A 16,123-nucleotide genomic window follows, 5' to 3' on the forward strand; every position below is an offset into this window, starting at 1 on the left:
GAGACAACCAACCGAGAGAGCGAGACACCGTCTCGCGTTGACCGCCGAAGTCGTGGCGGCAACTGTCACGGCCACCCTGGTCGTCGCTCTCGCCGTCCAGCAGGACACCGTACTTGTCGGCATCTTTGCGGTGGGCTCCGCCTCGTTCGTCGTCGACGCGATACGCCGGATCCGCAGAAGCTCAGGAGCAAGGACGAACTGAATACCCCAGGGTACCCGCCTCTTGAGCGGCAGCGCTGAGCGCGCCGGCGGCGGCCTGCTCCGGGCCGGAGTCGCGCAGCGGATTGCGGTGACCGCAGTCCCAGCACCCGGCATGCGCGATCAGATTGGTGTCATCGAACGCAGCAGAGATCGCTGCCGGCCTGTGAGAAACTTGCATCTCGCGGGTGTTCTCTTGCTCTGTGGGTGTGGAACCGTAGGTAGTCCCATCGTCCCAGATCAGAGGGCATCCGCGTCTTCATGTCCAAGCCCAGGACCTGCTACTGATCGGCGGATGGACCGAGAAAGAGGCTCATGTACAGCGCCGTCTCCCCATCGGACTCGGTACCGCTGTAGAGAGAAGTGTCCAGGCCGCAGAAGAGGAAACCCATCCGCTGGTAGACGCGGATGGCCGGAGCGTTGATGTTCGTCACTTCCAGCCAGACGTGCCCGGCACCGCGTTCCTGGGCCCAGCCGATGGCGTGGCTCATCAGCGTGCGTCCGATTCCGCGGCCCTGGTACGGCCCGGCCACCTCAATATCGGTAATGATCAGGCGACGGTTCCAGCGCTCGTACTCCGTGTCGACATAGCCGCACACGCGATCACGATCCAGCGCGACAAACCGGCGCTTGCCCTCCGACACCTCATCGCGCTCGGGCTGGTCGTCGGGGAAGACCTTGTGAACCGGCGGGTCCAGCTTGGCAGGCCGAAGGGTGAACCCGCTCTCAGAGCCGACCACTTCGAAGACGGTGTCCGAGACGAACTCGCCCTTGATGACGGCGGACTTGTCTCTCTCGCTCTCTGCCACGCGATAGGTGATTTCGCCCACAGCCTTCCTTCGCGATCTACGCAAGGGTGACGCCCTTCTCGCGGTTGCGCGCCACGCGCACGACATCGTCACGGAACTCTTCGGGATAAGGAACAGGCACAGCAACATCCTTCCAGGCCGCCCCACGGGCAAGCCAGGCCAGGTGTCACCTCAACGTGCAGCAGTCCCAACTGCCCCCGAGCTCCCGGGCGACTTTGGTTACCGTCCGTCCCGACGACCGCACGAGTTCGATCGCGTCCCGCTTGTACTCCTCCGAGTACCGCTTCGTGTACTTGCTTCCCACCTGGCACTGCTTCCTCTGGGCTCTCACGTCCCAGTCTCCAGGTGTCCACGATCAAGGGGAAGGTTCAATGCAATCGTTCTCCACAACTCGAACAAGCTGGCACTACGGCTGACGCCGTGTGACGTCTTTGCCCGGGTCGACGACTCTGCTGCGCAATTCCTGGGTCAGGCTGTGAGTCGGTAGGCGAGGCGTTCGAGCCGGCTGCTGCGGGTGTGATGCTGGTCGTGTCCGGTCCAGTGGGCGTCGAGTCTGATCACGTTGAGTGCGGTGGCGGAGAAGGCGTGTTGGAGGCGGACTTTCGGTAGCCCGCGGTAGCGGGCCCGGCGTATGCCGGTGATGTCGAGGGCTTGATTGATAGTGCCTTCCACACCCGCTCGCAGGGCGTACTTGGCCTTCCACGTCTCGGTCTTCTGCTCGGCGCGGGCCTGGGTGAGGGCTTCTTCTGGCTCTCTGGGGCGCAGGGTGAGCATGCGGCGGCCTTTCGCGGAGCTGGTGCATTGGTCGCGGAAGGGGCAGGGGCGGCAGGTGCGGACGCCGAAGGTGATGACGATCGTGTCCGTTCCGTGCTGTTTCACGGGGTTCCAGTGCGCGCTGGTCTTGCCGGCGGGGCAGCGGACCTGGCGGGCCCTCCAGTCGATGATGAAGGCGCTCTTGTCGAAGCCGGCGTGGGCCTTGGCCTGGGCGGAATGATCCAGCAGAACCGGGGTGACCATACGGGTGCCCTGTTTCAGCGCGGCGGCGATGAGGTCGGCGGATGGATAGCCGGAGTCGAGGTAGTGCTCGGCGGGCCTGATGCCGTGCTCGGCCAGGCGCTGTTGGACCGGGGCGGTCGCTTTCACATCGGGCACGGTGGCATCGGTGGTGCACACGTCCGTGATCAGATTCGGTGCCGCCCGGACACCGGCTTCGGCTTCGGCTTCGGCTTCGGTGGGAGTGTCGCGGGTCTCGGTGAGATGGACCTTGTAGCCCATCCAGAACAGGCCCTCGCCCTTGGCCGCCCAGCGTGCGTCCGCGTCGTAGGGGGAGGCGAGGCGGCGATGACCGGGCGGGACACCCTCGTCGTCGGCGGCCCGCTTCTTGATCACCTCCCGTCCCCTGGTGTCGGTGCTCAGGTAGTACGTCTGGACGAGGATCTGCCGCAGGATCTGTACGGACTCGATCTCACGGATCCATGGGGGTGTGCCGGGTGACCAGGCCGCCCGGCACAACGCCAGCGCGTCCTGGCCGAAGACCTGCGCGAGCCGGTCGCGTTTCGTCTGCGAGGCGGGCATGCGCCAGCCGTCCACCCGCGGCCCGTACCGGTGAGCGAACTCGGCGACATCGACCTGCCCGGCCAGCCACGACGGCGCCGCGACAGCCAGGGCCTCCAGCGCCGCCCGCACACTCTCCCCGGCCAGCTCGAGGCGGTTCAAGTCCCGCACCGCACTGATCACATGGGTGGAATCGGTCCGCTGCCTGCCCCCGGCCGCGACCAGCCCCTCCTCCACGCAGTACTCAAGGAGACGGTCGAAGACCACCCGTTCCATGCCGTTGTCGGACAGGCGGGAACGGAACCGGCTCAGCACACTGGCATCGAAGCCGGTGTCCGTCAGCTCCGCCCCGAGCGCGTACTTCCAGTCGATCGCCCGCACCGCCATCGCCGCGGCCTGCCGATCGGTCAGATCCTCGGCGAACTGCAACACCGTGACCAGGCACAACACCCCCGGAGACAAACCCGGAGCCCCACGCACCCCGAACGCCGACGCGAACGGCTCGTCCGCGAAAACCTCCGCGAGCCGGTCTCGCACCCGTATCGCCAGGCTCCCCTGCGGGAACGCCGCCCGCGCCACCATCACGGTCTGCTCCGGGACTTCCGGCAGCCCCTCCGGCCGCATCGACATCCACACCACCCCCACGGCCGCACGACAGGACAACGACCGTACAGACGATCATCCCGTGCCCACCTTCACCCCCGCACGGAATTGCGCAGCAGAGTCCCCGACAGCCTCAAAACCCGCACCCGACCCCCTACCCCCAACCCCGCATCCACCCCCGAACACCACGACCAGGAGGCCACCCCATGACCCGCCTGCCACCCGCACCCACCGACCAGTACACCGCCCTGCCCGGCGCCCGCCTGGTCACCACCCGAGCCCTGCTCACCGCCCGGGAGAACCTCACCGACACCATCAACGCCCGCGCCATGATGTGCATCCACGGCGGCGCCGGCTTCGGAAAAACCGTCGCCGTCACCAGCTGCCTACGCGAACTCCAAGCCAGCGAAGACATCCGCCGCATCACCTTCCACGCCCGCACCACCACCCGCGCCGTACGCCACGAACTGCACACCGCCCTCGAACTACCAGGCCAGCCCCCGCGCTACGCCACCGAGTTCGACCACCTCCTCAAGGCAACGCTCGCCGCCCACCCGCGTACCCTCGTCCTGGACGAGGCACAGTGGCTCTCCAGCGACCAACTTGAGTACATCCGCTACCTCTGGGACGACCCCTACACCCAGCTCGCCGTCATCTTCGTCGGCGGCGAAGGCTGCCACGCCACCCTCCGCAAAGAACCGATGCTGTCCTCCCGCATCTTCATCTGGCAGCGCTTCACCCGCCTCACCACCGACGAAGTCCTCGAGACCATCCCGCTCTACCACCCGATCTGGGCCGACGCCGACCCCGAGGACATCACCTACGCCGACAGCCGCGCCGCCCACGGCAACTTCCGCAACTGGGCCCGCCTCACCGCCCACACCCACACCGCCCTCAACCGCACCGGCCGCCCCCGCGTCGACCAAGAAGTCCTCCGCTGGGCCTTCAGCCGCCTCGGATCAGGCACATAGCCTCCACCCGACTACCACCCGCTTTACCAGCGCATGCCAAGCGCGTCGAGGTCGGCGCGGCGTTGCTCGGGAAGTTTTGCGGCGCGTTTGCGGACGTTGTCGAGCCATGTGCCGAGCTTGACCACCACGACCCCGCCAGCGCCTGCCTGATGGCCCGACGGGCCTGCCGTGCCCTCCGCCACGCCCTCCAGGTATTCGACGTGCTTCCGAGGCACCCTCAGATGCCCCTCACGGCCATGGAACTGCTGTGCCGCACGCAGGCTGAGGGCCCACATGGTGTCCTGTGTCCGTTTCACCGGCTGTTCTGCCTCCCCGGCGGGTTCGATCCCCAGGACGTTCTCCAGCAGCCACTGCTGTGCGGGAAGGAGCTGTTCCCACCCGAGCCGCTGCGCGGTGACCCACCTTCCGAGGTCTTCTCCTTGCACGATCACTTTGCCGACTGCCACCGGCAGGGCTCCGCCGTTCTGGAGGAGGTTCTGGATGAGCCGGAAGCAGCGTTGCCATCCCGTGTCCCATACCGGGCACCACCCCGGATCGATCTCTTCCAGCGCTGCTCGCCGCGCTTCGGTCAAGGCACCCGCACTGTTTTCGACGGGGAGGCCGGCCTGCCGACGTTGCGCGTTCTGATCTGCGGCCCGGGCGGCGTATCGCTGGTTCTTGACCCAGGTCCCGACCGGGTATCCGTCCCATGCCGCGGTCGTGGGTGGCAGCAGGTGTCCGTGCACGGCCGCCCAGGCGCGGGCGGCTGTGAGGCCTTCCTCGAACGCGACGTCCTGGTGCGACCAGACCATGCCCAGCCCGTCGAGCTGTTCCACCCGCCCCGCATCCAGGCACCCGGCCTTGTGGGTTTTCCGCTGGTCGGTGAGCCACGTCCCCAGCGGGAACCCGGCCGGCACCCAGTCATCAGGGGTGACGTAGTCGTACGACACCCGCAACTGCTGCGCCCCGGTCTCCTCCACATACCGCACGCATGCCTGGATACCGCGCCTCCAGAACGTGCTCTCGGGTTCGATGACCCGCAGCTTCACGAACTGGGCCAGCAGCGCGGGATCCCGGGGTGTGCTGAACTTCAGCAGCTCCCGCGCGGGCACGCTCGGCCCCCGCTCACCTTCGGACACTTCCCGCTCAGCCTCCGCCTCGCCTTCCTCGGCACCCTCCGGTAGCCAACTCCCGCTCCGGATACGAGGGTCGGCGAGGTGTTCGATCGTTTCGGTGTCGTGCGCCCGCAGCGCCCCGAGGACCTTCGCGAGGGTTCCGTAGGCGTCCGAGGTCAGCATTTCGCCCGGTGTTTCACCCGGAGCGAGGAATACAGGAACAATCAGAGAAGCAATCTTTCCTTCACCGGGCTTGATTCTCAGGGCGCGGCCCACCATTTGCACGATATCGATCATCGACCCCCGCGCATCGCAGAACGCGACGGAATCACAATTCGCCGTATCGACACCCTCGCCCAGCACCTTCACCGAGCTCAGCACCCGCAACGCCGCCGGCACCAACCCCTTCCCCGACCGCCGCCCATCCTTGCCGCGCCCGCCACCCCTGCCGCCCCGGCCATCCCTGCTGCGCCCCCCGACGCCACCCTCGACCAGCTGTGCCTGGTCCTGGTCCTCGATGACGTCGGATGCGAACTCCTCCAGGACGGTCCGCCGGTGGGCGGGCGGGTGTTCGCCGTACAGCCAGTCCGCCCATACCCGCCCCGGTTCCGGGTAGCGTCGCGGATCGTCTTCCCAGAGCTTCCTGGCCGCGTCGACGATGCCTGTGGCCATGGCTTCGGCTTCACTGACCCGGCTGTGGAACGTCAGGACCTTGCGCAGGTTCTCCTCGGCGGCCGCGGTCACGAGCCCGGCCTGCAACGCGGCGAGTCGTGCTCCGCGTGCGGCGTCCGACCCGTATCCGGCTTCCTGGCGTAGCTGATGGAACTCGGGATCGGAAATATCGACGCATACCACCTGATACGGGGCTACCAGGCCCCGGCTCACCGCCTGTGGGAGCGTCAGTTTGTACGCCACCGGCCCGAACACCCGCGACCCCGGATCCATGCTCGCGATCAACCGCGGCGCACCGGACTCACCACTCCGGGCATGTTCGGGTGCTTCCCAGATCCGGGCCGTCGCGGTCATGTACAAACGGCGGGTCGCCGGCATCTTCGTCTGGTCGTGCACCGCGGCCCACGGCTTGCCCGCGTACCCACTGGTGCGGTGCGCCTCGTCGACGACCATTAGGTCAAACGCGCCAAGCCCGGCACTATGGGCGCGCTGGAGGATGCCGAGGCCGACGGCGGCGTACGTGGCGAACACCGTCACCCGCTCCAGACCCCTTACCCAGGCGACGAGTTCGCCCGGATCGGTCGTGCACGGCACACCGTCGGAGTCGTCGGCGCGCAGCGAGCAGACCCCGACCATTGCCCCTGTACGGCCTCCTTCCCGCCACGCGGCCGCGGTCTGGGTCAGCAGGTCCAGTGTCGGTACCAGGACCAGGACATGTCGCGCGCCGAGTTTCTCGGCGGCCGCGACGGCGATCAGGGTCTTCCCGGAGCCGGTCGCGGCGATGACCTGGGTCCGCAGCCCCTCGGCCGGCAGGTGTCCGCTCGCAGGCGTCTGCAAGACCCTCAGAACCGCGTCGACCGCCTCCACCTGATGCGGAAACAACTCCTTCAGCGTCACCAAAACTTCCTCTCATCGACCGCTTCAGATATATTTCCAAGCCAGAAAAGACCCGGATCCCTGTACAGCAACATGCATTTTCAGTGACAACCAAGACACAGACAATCGCCTAACGCTGGGGGTGGTTAGTTGCGGTGGTGTGTGGTTTGTGAGCTGGGGTGTTGATGATTGATTGAGAACGGTTTCGGGGTGGTTTTGAGGGTGTGGGATGGGGGTCTGACCTGGGGCTGTTGCAGTTTCGTTGAGACAGAGCGCGGGATGTCGCGGATATGTTCCTGGGTCTAAAGGCATTGACTGTGTTCTTGCTGGTCAGTGGGGTGGCGGGGGGTCAGGACCGTCGTGTACGGGGCCGGGTTGGTGTCGGGGTGGGGCGGTGGTGGGTTTCGGCGAGGTGGTCGAGCTGGATCCCGTCGAGCAAGGTTTTGGTGATTTTTTCGGTGCCGTCACAGATCGCGGTGATCGCGGCTTGGCGGATCAGCCGGGTCAGGCTCCCGATCCGGCCCGCGGTCCGCTGGTGGAGATATGCGGCATGACGGGGGAGGGTTCCGGGCCGATGCTGCTGGAGGTTCAGAGCCTTCTCGAGGCCGGTGATGAGTTCTTTGAACGGCTCGTGTGTCCCGTGCCGGGCGGGCAGCGGCCCGCACTCGATGAGTGAGGCCCTCCCGGCGAGCTGCGCGCCACGCACACCGCTGAACAACGCGGTCGTGGTGACGTCGATGCCCGCGTACACGAACGTCGCACCGATGCGTTCGGTGAGGTCTTTGAGGAGGTCGGCACTCTGGGCGCCGGTGGTGGTGCGGGGGTTGAGGCGGTGGATCTCGTCGATCAGGACGAGACGGACACCGGCCTGCTGGTAGGTGTGGCAGACCGCGTCGGTGATCTGGGCCTGGGTCATGCGGGTGGTGACGGGGATGCCGAGGTAGCGGGCGAATTCGGTGGCGAGGGTTTTCGCGGTGGCACCGGGCGGGACGAGGACGTACGCGACCGGTACGTGCGGATGCTGGAGGCCGGGTGATGGCGGGTTGCGGTGGGTGTGGGCGAGGTGGCAGGTGCGTCCGACGTGGAGGAGCGCGGTGGTTTTCCCGGCCGCCGCGGGCCCGGTGACGATCAGAGAAGGACGAGCAGTCACGGTCTGGTGGCGGCCGAGGATCATCAGGGTGCGGACGCTGGTGGCGAGGGTGTCGATGACCGGGGTGCGGAGGGTGACGAACGCGGAGTGGTAGGCCAGGCGTTCTTCCGTGCTGCGTGGCGGGGCACCGGGCCCGGGAGGCACGGGCGGTGGTGTGGTGGCGAAGTGCTGCCAGCCCTGCCACGTGGTCACCGGCCTGCCGGCGCTACCCGTTTCGGGGACAGCACCCGCAGCCCCCTGCCCGGGCCCGCTGCCCACGTGTTCGTCGCGGGTGCCGACAGGGCGACTGCCCCTGGCCGTGGATGCCTTGGTGTTCACCATTTCAGGGCCTCCGCGCGGGCGTCGTACAGCCCGTACCCGGTATACGGCACGTCCGGTGAGCCGTCGTCCTCACCGGTGTCCTGGTCCGGGGGCGACGGCTCATCCGGCGTGTCGTCGAGAGCGTCGAGGCTGTCGTCGTCTGTTCCGGAAACCGTCTCATCGGCAGCCTGGTCCGGGTGCTGCGGGCCGTCTGAGGCCCGCTGTGCGGGCATAGGCATCCGCACAGGGGCGGTGCGGGTGATCAGGTGCTGTTCGGCGGGGGTGGCATGCCCGGTACGGGCACGGCGCAGGAGCTGGTCGAGGGCGTCGGCGAGGCCGGCCTCGTACCGGTCAGGGTCCAGGTGGCGGGTGACGGTGGTGCGGACGTACCGCCAGGTGCGGTCGTTGAACGGGTGGTGGGCGTGGTCGCGGTGAATCCACGGGATCTCGGCGAGTTGCCCGTCGGGGAGCCGTACCCAGATCTGGCGGACATCGTGCGGGTTGATGCGGACTTCCCATTTCCCGCCGCGGGCCGCTACTTCGGACTCCTGGCCCCGGTAGGGGCCCAGCAGATCACAGTCGTAGGTGCGGTGATGGATACGGATGCCGCGCTCGGTGATGGCCTGCCACCGCACCGGCAGCAACTCCAGATAATCACTGCCGCTCAAAGGGACCGGCACGTACCCGGCGACCGCGACGAGCGCCGCCCACATCTGGTTCGGCGTCAGCGCCGCCCGGGGCAGTACGGGGTGGCGCAGTCCTTCGTGCGGGCGGTGGTGCCAGTGCACGAGCCATTCGTCGAGGAGGTCCTGCAACTGGGCGACGGTGTAGCACGCCTCGCGTTCGATGTCTCTGCCGCGGCGGGTGACGTCGGAACCGGTGTAGCCGGGCAGATGCTGGCAGAACAGGGAGTTGATCGACCCGAAGGTGCGCTCCACGATGCTCTTGGCGGTCGGCGCGAACGGCGGCGCCACCTGCACGCTGATCCCGAGCGTCTCACAGGCGGCGGTGAACACCTGCGACAGGAACACTTTCCCGCGGTCCACAACGATCGTCTCCGGCATCACGACCGGCCGGGCGGCCGCCCCTTGAAGCCGCTCGTCCAGCGACAGCAGCCGATCGCCCGCAAGCAGCCTGGCGTGGGTGAAGCGCAGGGCGTCGGGCCACGCGGGCCTCGCCGGGCGCGGTACAGCCATCTCCGCGAGCAGCAGCGCCGCGTCCACGGCCTGCGTCCCGCCCGGACACAGCACCGCCGCCAGGATCGCCCGCGTGGCCACATCGACGGCGATCGTGAGCTCGGGCCGCCCCAGCGTCCCGTCGTTGAACAGCGCGAGGACATCCAGACGGGTGGTGTCGATCTGGACCTGCTCCCCGGGCCGCAGAGCCACGGTCGGGGTCATGGCGCGCCCGTCTTCCGTGATCGGCGGATTTCGGACCGGCCGCGCGGGGTGGTCGGCCGGGTGGGCGAGCTGATGGACGAGCCGGTAAAAAGTGGCCTGCGCGGGCATGGGCACCGCGTCTCCATGCCGGTCCTTGAGGAGTCGTGCGACCAGCGGCATCAGCGCCTTGACGGTGCCTTTGGAACGCCCCCGCTGCCCGCGCAGCACGTCCTTGATCGCGGTGACGACCCGCTCGTCCTGCCGACCGCCACGGCCCTTCGGGCCGCGGGTGGCGCGGTGGTCGACCAACCCCCATAGCCCCTGTTTACGGTAGGCGAGCCGCATGCGCTGCACCGTCGCCCGCGACACCCGCCCGAACCTCAGCGCGGTCAGCTCCTGCGCTTTGGCCTGCTCCCGCTGGGCCAGTGTGAACCGATCCGGGTCGTACTGCTCCCGTACCGTCCCGCCACTGCCGACCCCGCCGGGAAGGCCGCACTCGACTTCCCGGATGTGCCGCTCCCAGGCCAGCGCCTTCTCCCGCGCCGCGGCCGGCGCCGTTTCGAACAGCCCCCACCGCGGCACCGCCTGCGCCTGATCCGCCTCCGCGCCCAGGACCGCGAAGCCTGGGTCGGCGAACAGATGCCCGGACAGCACCACCTCATCCATCCCGTCCTGGCCGACCAGATGGAAGCCCTGCCCGGCCAGGGCGACGACCTGCCACCGCACCCCCCGGAACCGCACGTGGGCACCGACGGCCACGACCGGCCGCCCACCACGCCGTACCCCGCTCACACCGCCTCCCCGCCCCGGCCACTGCCGCCAGCCGCGCCGCCTTCGCATTGGTTCGTGCCGCCGCTGACGGCCTGCCCCCCTGCTCCGCCACCCACCTCATGTCCGCCGCGACCACGGACGACGTCGCAACCTTGCACGGCGGCGGCCCGTTGATCAACCGGGCCGCCCGTACCCGCAGGGACCATGGGGGAGTGGACCAGGACCCGTTCGTGCAGCGGCACGTCCAGCGCCACGGTCAGCTGCCCGTGCCACAAGGCGTGGAAGGCGACGGGCAGGACTTCGATCGGGTCGCCGACCGCCTCCACGCCGTCGATCAGCGGCCGCGGCCGCGCGAACGCCTCCAGCACGTCGGCCGCAAGTCCCGGGCGGCCCTGGTTGCGTGGGTGCCGGTAGCCGGCCAGCCACTTCAGGTTCGCCACCAGAGTCTTCTCCAGCGGCTCAAGGCGCCGGTAGACGAGCCCTACCTGCGCACACGCCTCCGCGACCGTCTCCGCGGCCTCCAACGCCCGCTCGCCGCCGGCCTCGGTGTGGCTGGGGCAGTCGGCCAGCATCCCGGTGCCGTCCTTGTAGCGGGCGAAGAGCTGCGGCACCCACGAGCGCACCCGCCCCCGGCCATCACGCCACAGCGCCCGTACCGGCCGCCCGGCCAGGCCCACCACCATGGGGTCGCGGTCGAGCACCATCAGCTGCGCCCGCATCGCGTTCGATCCCGACGCCACGTGCCGTCCGGTGGTGGCCGACCACCACAGGCCCGGCCCCCACCGGCGGCCCGGCACGACAGGGAACGCCGACACCGGATCCAGCTCCTCGAAAGCCACCGCCACCGCCGCGTCCGCCCACCGCTGCTGCACCATCCGCCCCACCGGATCGAGGAAGACGGCTTCGAACCCCGCCCCGACCACCACGTCCCGCTGCCCGGCCGCCCTTTCAGGGCCGCCCACCACGCTCCTGCCGCTCATCCCCCCACCCCACCGGTGCCCCCACCGCACCGGACACGTTTCACGGGTTCTGATCACAAGCCGCCGCCTCATGCGCTAAAAGCAGCGACCGGACCACCCCGGCCAGCCCCGGCTCTACTCGCCGTCCGCACCCCGGTACGTCCCGAGGACTTCTACCGCCTCCTCCTCGGACAGCCGCGCCCACCGGGCCACCTCGTCCACCCTCATCCCAGCGTTCACCGCGGCCACCATGACCCGCCCCAGCACCTGGTCGAGCAGATCCGTGCCCCGGCTCAAACCCTCCAGCATGGACCGGGCCACCTCGGCGGTAGTACCGACCTGCGCACCACGCAACTGCTGCAGCTGCTCTTCTACCTCACCGAGGAGATTGGTGATCAAAAAGCGCTGCTCGGCAGGCACCACGGCCCGCCAGTTCGTCCCCGAGCCGGGCAACTTCTTCTCCCCGGCCAAGACCCGCAGCCCTGCAGCCACCGTCGACGGCTGATGCTCCTGCCGCACCCACCACACGTTCTCCCCGAACCGCGCATACAGACCCGGCCGCCCTTCGGGATGACGACGCAGGCGGACAACCGTCCCCATCCACGCGATCAGCGGACCCCCGTAGTCGACCGCGATCAACGGCCCCAACCAAGACCGCCCCACCCGCTCACCGAGACGGCGGCAGAACTTCCCGTCCGCCCCCAACGGCCGCGGCCGTTCACCCCCGCTGTCCACCCACACAAGCTGCGCCATGACCGGATCCAGCAGCGCATCCGCGACCGCCACCACCTCCGGGAAGATCACCGCATCGCGCCCCACCACCCGCCACCACTCCAGATCAACCCCCGCATCACCCCCGGCGACCAGGTGCAGACGCCGCGGCCAGATCTCCTCCCGCTCCCACCCGTACGCCCCCTCCCACCACCGCGCCACCACCGCATAAGCCAGCCCGAACACCTCACCCGGGTCCACACCGGCCCGCACCGCACGACGCACCACACCAGCCCACCGCCGCTGCGCCGCGACCACCTCCGGAAGACCCCGCAGATCGAGGTACTCGCGGGGCTGGTCGGCGTCCGCGTCCAGAGCCCACCGACCATGGCGCACGCACACCCGCTCCCACCGTGGCGCGTACCGCATCACCCGGGCCGGTTCGCCCGTACGCCGTGCCGTGCACAGCCGGCACCCGAACGCCACCGGCCCCGCCACCACGCCCCCGACCCTCCACACCACCCGCCCCCGGCCGCCCTCCGGTCCGTCGAGCTTGGGATCCTCCCGCCCCCACGACGGCAACGCCCGCCCCAGCGACAGCTCCCCGACCCCGCACACAGCGCCCAGCGTCCTTCGGGCTGCCGCGTCCAGCAGCACTTCCCCATCCGCACGCACGGCCCCACCCTCATGACGGGGCCGGTGGTTCACCGCCTGCCAGCGCGCCATGAACGTCTGCTCCTCCATTCCGTAGCAAGCAGCGATACGGCACAGAAAGGAGAACGTCGTCTCCCCGGCGAGAGGAGGCAGCCGTAACACCCCGGCGTTCACCGCGACCGCCCCGCCGTGCCCGCCGCCCACTGCATGCCGAGCTGGTCGAGTTCCGCCCGCCGCTGCTCGGGAAGCTTCCCAGCGCGTTTGCGGACGTTGTCAATCCACGTGCCGAGCTTGACCACCACGACCCCGCCAGCGCCCACCTGCGCACCGAACCCGCCGCCATCGGAAACCAGCTGCTCCTCGTGCTTGCGGGGTACGCGCAGGTGCCCCTCGCGGGCGTGGAACTGCCGCGCGGCCGCCAGGTTGAGCATCCACTTGTCGTCCTGGGTGCGTTGCACCGGGCGCTCGTCCTCACCGGCGGGTCCGAGCCCGAGGGCGTTCTCCAGAAGCCATTGCTGTGCCGGTTGCAGGGCGTCCCATCCCAACCGGCATCCCTTAACCCACCGCCCCAAGTCCTCGCCCTGGACCACGACCTCCCCAGCCTCCCAAGGCACGCTGCCGCCCTGGGCGAGATGGTTCTGCACGAGCCGCAGGCAGCGCTGCCACCCCGCGTCCCAGACCGGTGACCACCCCGGGTCAATCTCGTCCAGTGCTTCCCGCCGCTCCTGCGACAGGCCACCCGCGAAAGCATCGTCGGGCAGTCCGGCCTCCAACTGCTCCGCGCGCGCATCCGCGAGCCTCGCGGCCGTGCGGAGATTCTTCGCCCAGGTCCCGACCGGATACCCGTCCCACACAGCATGGGCCGGCGGCAGGAAATGGCCGTGCTCGGAGGCCCAGCGCCGGGCAGCGGCAAGCCCCTCCTCGAAGGCGTGATCGCGGTGGGACCAGACCACCCCGAGCTCCTCCAACGCCTTCACGCGCTCCGGGGCAAGTGTTCCGGCCCGGTAGTCCATGCGCTGGTTCCGCAGCCATGTCCCCAGCGGGAACCCCGCAGACTCCCACCCCTCATCCACCGGCGTCACGTAGTCGTACGCAACCTTCAGCACCCCGTCCTTCGCCACCTCGCGCACGTACCGCGCCGCAGCCGCGATCCCGCTGCGCCAGTAGTCCGTCTCGGGGTGCAGCACGCGCAGCGCGACGAACCGCGCCACCTCCGCCGGATCCCGCGGAGTGGAGAACCTCAGCAGCCCCTGCGCGGGCGCGCTCGGACCCTTCGCCTCGCCCGTCCGCTCCCGGCCCTCCGCCCCGTCGACGCCCTCGGCCCCGTCGGGCTTCCAACGCCCTGTACGGGGACGGGAGTCGGCGAGCGCCTCGATCACGTCCGTGTCGTGAGCACGCAGCGCCCCGAGGACCTTCGCGAGGGTTTCGTACCCCCTGGAGGTCATCATTTCGTCCGGACTTTCACCAGGAGCAAGGAAAACAGGGACGACCAGGCTGGCGATTTTTCCCTCGCCAGGCTGCATTCGGAGAGCCCGCCCGACCATTTGCACAATATCGACCATTGACCCGCGCGCGTCACAAAAGGCAACAGAGTCACAGTTCTTCGTGTCGACTCCTTCCCCCAGGACGCGAACCGACGCGATCATTTTGAACATGGCCGGACAGGAGACCGTGCCACCCTTCCCGTCGGGCACCTTGACCACGTTCGACGCGAACTCCTCCAGCATTGCCTTTCGGTAGCCGGCCCTGTGGTCTCCATGAAGCCAGGACGCCCCCACCCGCTCCGCCGGGTGGTAGTGCTTCGGATCCTCGGCATACAGCCGCTTCGCGACGGCGGGCAGGCCTTCGGCCATCGCTTCGGCCTCCGCGATCCGGGAGTGGAAGGTGAGGCACTTCCGCAGGTTCTCGTCCGCAGCCGCCGTCAGCAGCCCCGCCTGGAGCGCCGCGAGCCGCGCCCCGCGCACCAGGTCCGAGCCCCGGTCGCCACCCGCCTGCGCGGCATACAAGTCCGGATCGGAAATATCAACGCAAATAACCTGATAGGGGGCAACCAGCCCCCGGGAAATAGCCTGGGAGAGCGTCAGCTTCCAGGCCACAGGCCCGAACACGGGCGACTCGGGGTCCATGCTCGCGATCAGCCGCGGAGCCTCCCGGCCGCCCCGGCGGGCATCCTCGGCGGACTCCCAGATCCTCGCCGTCGCCGTCATGTACAGCCGCCGGACGGCCGGCATCTTCACCTGGTCGTGCACGGCCGCCCACGCCTTCGCCGCATCCCCCGAGGTGCGGTGCGCCTCATCCACGACCATCAGGTCGAAGGCGTCCAGCCCGAGCCGGTGCGCCCCCTGCACCGCCGTGGAGGCAGTGGCGTACGTCGAGAACACCGTCACCACATCCTCGTCCCCCACCCAGGACAGGAGCTCCGCCGCGTCCGTGGTGCAGGGCATCCCGCTGGACGCCGAAACCCGTGACTCGCACGCACCGACCATCGCCCCCGCACGCCCTGCCCGACGCCACTCCGCGGCCATCTGCGCCAGCAGATCCACCGTCGGTACCAGCACCAACACCCGCCGGGCACGCAGTCGTTGAGCGGCCACCGCCGCGATCCTCGTCTTCCCTGACGCGGTCGCCGCGATCACCTGGCACCGCAGCCCCTCCTCCGGCACCGCGACGCCGGCCGGGAACTGGAGATGACGGAGCACGGCGTCGACCGCCTCGATCTGGTGCGCCCTCAGGCCCTGGTCTGTCACCATTCCCCGTTACTCGCCGTCCCGCTCGGATTCGCACTCGTGGTCAGACTCCAGGAGCGTTCCGTCCTCTACCGGACCGAATTCCCACGTCGAGTCACACTCTTCGCAGTATCCGCTTCCGTAGAAACTCACCCGAGACATTCTCTTCTCCTCAATCAGAAACGGACACGAAAGAAAGAGCGACACTATTTCTCAGCTTCCAGTGCCGCGGAGGCATCCGCCCCCGGGCGGACAAACCATCCAGGCCGTGAATTTGACGCATCCTCAACAGGATTTATGGACGCAGCCAGAGTGTCATTTCCTCGGACTCTCCAGTGCTGGTGGGTGTCTGTCCTCTAGGAACAAGGTAGCTGACTCAGAACTATGACGCATGCAGTTCGTGGGAGGATGACCGGAAGTGTTCGCACTCGATACGATCAGGTGCGAACCTCGACAGAATCCGCCCCCGCAGCTTGATGGCTCGTCACCTCACCCAACCCTCGGCCAACCTCCCGTAGCCCGCTGCCCGCGTAGCGGCCCAACTACCAGGCGCGGAGCGGCTGGTAGTGATCCGCCTTGGCGTATCGTCAGGGTCCCCGCGGAGCGCCGACCCTGACCCTGGGCCACGGAGTGGCCCAGCAACCGAATTGCGAAGCAATTCGGGGAAGTGCCGCGTAGCGGCACCGCGTCGCGTTC

11 protein-coding genes and 1 pseudogene are annotated in these 16,123 nt (G+C 68.7%); 3 read left to right on the forward strand and 9 right to left on the reverse strand.

Going from position 1 to position 16,123, the window contains the following annotated elements; translation table 11 throughout:
- Positions 1–37: 37 nt before the first annotated feature.
- Entirely contained in the window at positions 38–202 is a 165-nt protein-coding gene (locus tag OG520_RS43990; protein WP_331749455.1) for a hypothetical protein, read from the forward strand.
- A gap of 277 nt (positions 203–479) precedes the next feature.
- Here OG520_RS43990 and OG520_RS43995 read toward each other — a convergent pair whose 3' ends face one another.
- Together OG520_RS43995 and OG520_RS44000 are read right to left on the reverse strand one after the other, a co-directional pair.
- Positions 480–1,028, reverse strand: a complete 549-nt coding sequence (locus OG520_RS43995) for a GNAT family N-acetyltransferase (protein WP_331749457.1) — start codon at positions 1,026–1,028, stop codon at positions 480–482.
- A 145-nt stretch (positions 1,029–1,173) separates the two neighbouring features.
- Positions 1,174–1,338: a transposase gene (locus tag OG520_RS44000; protein WP_406016779.1), complete on the reverse strand. Its 165-nt coding sequence runs from the start codon at positions 1,336–1,338 to the stop codon at positions 1,174–1,176.
- A 39-nt stretch (positions 1,339–1,377) separates the two neighbouring features.
- On the opposite strand from OG520_RS44000, the pseudogene OG520_RS44005 reads away from it, so the two are divergent.
- Positions 1,378–1,467 (forward strand): annotated as a pseudogene (locus OG520_RS44005) (aminoglycoside phosphotransferase family protein); the annotation flags it as partial.
- A gap of 8 nt (positions 1,468–1,475) precedes the next feature.
- On the opposite strand, the gene OG520_RS44010 reads toward OG520_RS44005, so the two are convergent.
- Positions 1,476–3,191, reverse strand: coding sequence for an IS1182 family transposase (locus OG520_RS44010; RefSeq protein ID WP_331749462.1), 1,716 nt, complete (start codon positions 3,189–3,191; stop codon positions 1,476–1,478).
- Positions 3,192–3,370: 179 nt separating this feature from the next.
- On the opposite strand from OG520_RS44010, the gene OG520_RS44015 reads away from it, so the two are divergent.
- The gene (locus OG520_RS44015; protein ID WP_331749465.1) at positions 3,371–4,135 is read left to right on the forward strand and encodes an ATP-binding protein; all 765 of its coding nucleotides are present in this window, start codon (positions 3,371–3,373) and stop codon (positions 4,133–4,135) included.
- Positions 4,136–4,158: 23 nt separating this feature from the next.
- Here the strand turns inward: OG520_RS44015 and OG520_RS44020 are convergent, their stop codons facing one another.
- The 6 genes from OG520_RS44020 to OG520_RS44045 form a co-directional block, all read right to left on the reverse strand.
- Positions 4,159–6,798, reverse strand: coding sequence for a Helicase associated domain protein (locus tag OG520_RS44020; RefSeq protein ID WP_331749467.1), 2,640 nt, complete (start codon positions 6,796–6,798; stop codon positions 4,159–4,161).
- A 328-nt stretch (positions 6,799–7,126) separates the two neighbouring features.
- Complete coding sequence (locus OG520_RS44025) at positions 7,127–8,119, reverse strand: TniB family NTP-binding protein (RefSeq protein ID WP_317862449.1); 993 nt, start codon at positions 8,117–8,119, stop codon at positions 7,127–7,129.
- A 122-nt stretch (positions 8,120–8,241) separates the two neighbouring features.
- Entirely contained in the window at positions 8,242–10,398 is a 2,157-nt protein-coding gene (locus tag OG520_RS44030) for a Mu transposase C-terminal domain-containing protein (protein ID WP_331737505.1), read from the reverse strand.
- A complete protein-coding gene (locus tag OG520_RS44035) occupies positions 10,395–11,252 on the reverse strand; it encodes a TnsA-like heteromeric transposase endonuclease subunit (protein ID WP_331737545.1) in 858 nt (285 codons plus the stop codon). Before OG520_RS44035 ends, OG520_RS44030 begins: the two co-directional genes overlap by 4 nt.
- Positions 11,253–11,471: 219 nt before the next feature.
- Complete coding sequence (locus OG520_RS44040) at positions 11,472–12,773, reverse strand: DNA-binding protein (protein ID WP_331747553.1); 1,302 nt, start codon at positions 12,771–12,773, stop codon at positions 11,472–11,474.
- Between the two features lie 98 nt (positions 12,774–12,871).
- Positions 12,872–15,451: a Helicase associated domain protein gene (locus OG520_RS44045; protein WP_331737507.1), complete on the reverse strand. Its 2,580-nt coding sequence runs from the start codon at positions 15,449–15,451 to the stop codon at positions 12,872–12,874.
- Positions 15,452–16,123: the final 672 nt, after the last annotated feature.

Source organism: Streptomyces sp. NBC_00984 (assembly GCF_045162475.1).
GTDB lineage: Bacteria > Actinomycetota > Actinomycetes > Streptomycetales > Streptomycetaceae > Streptomyces.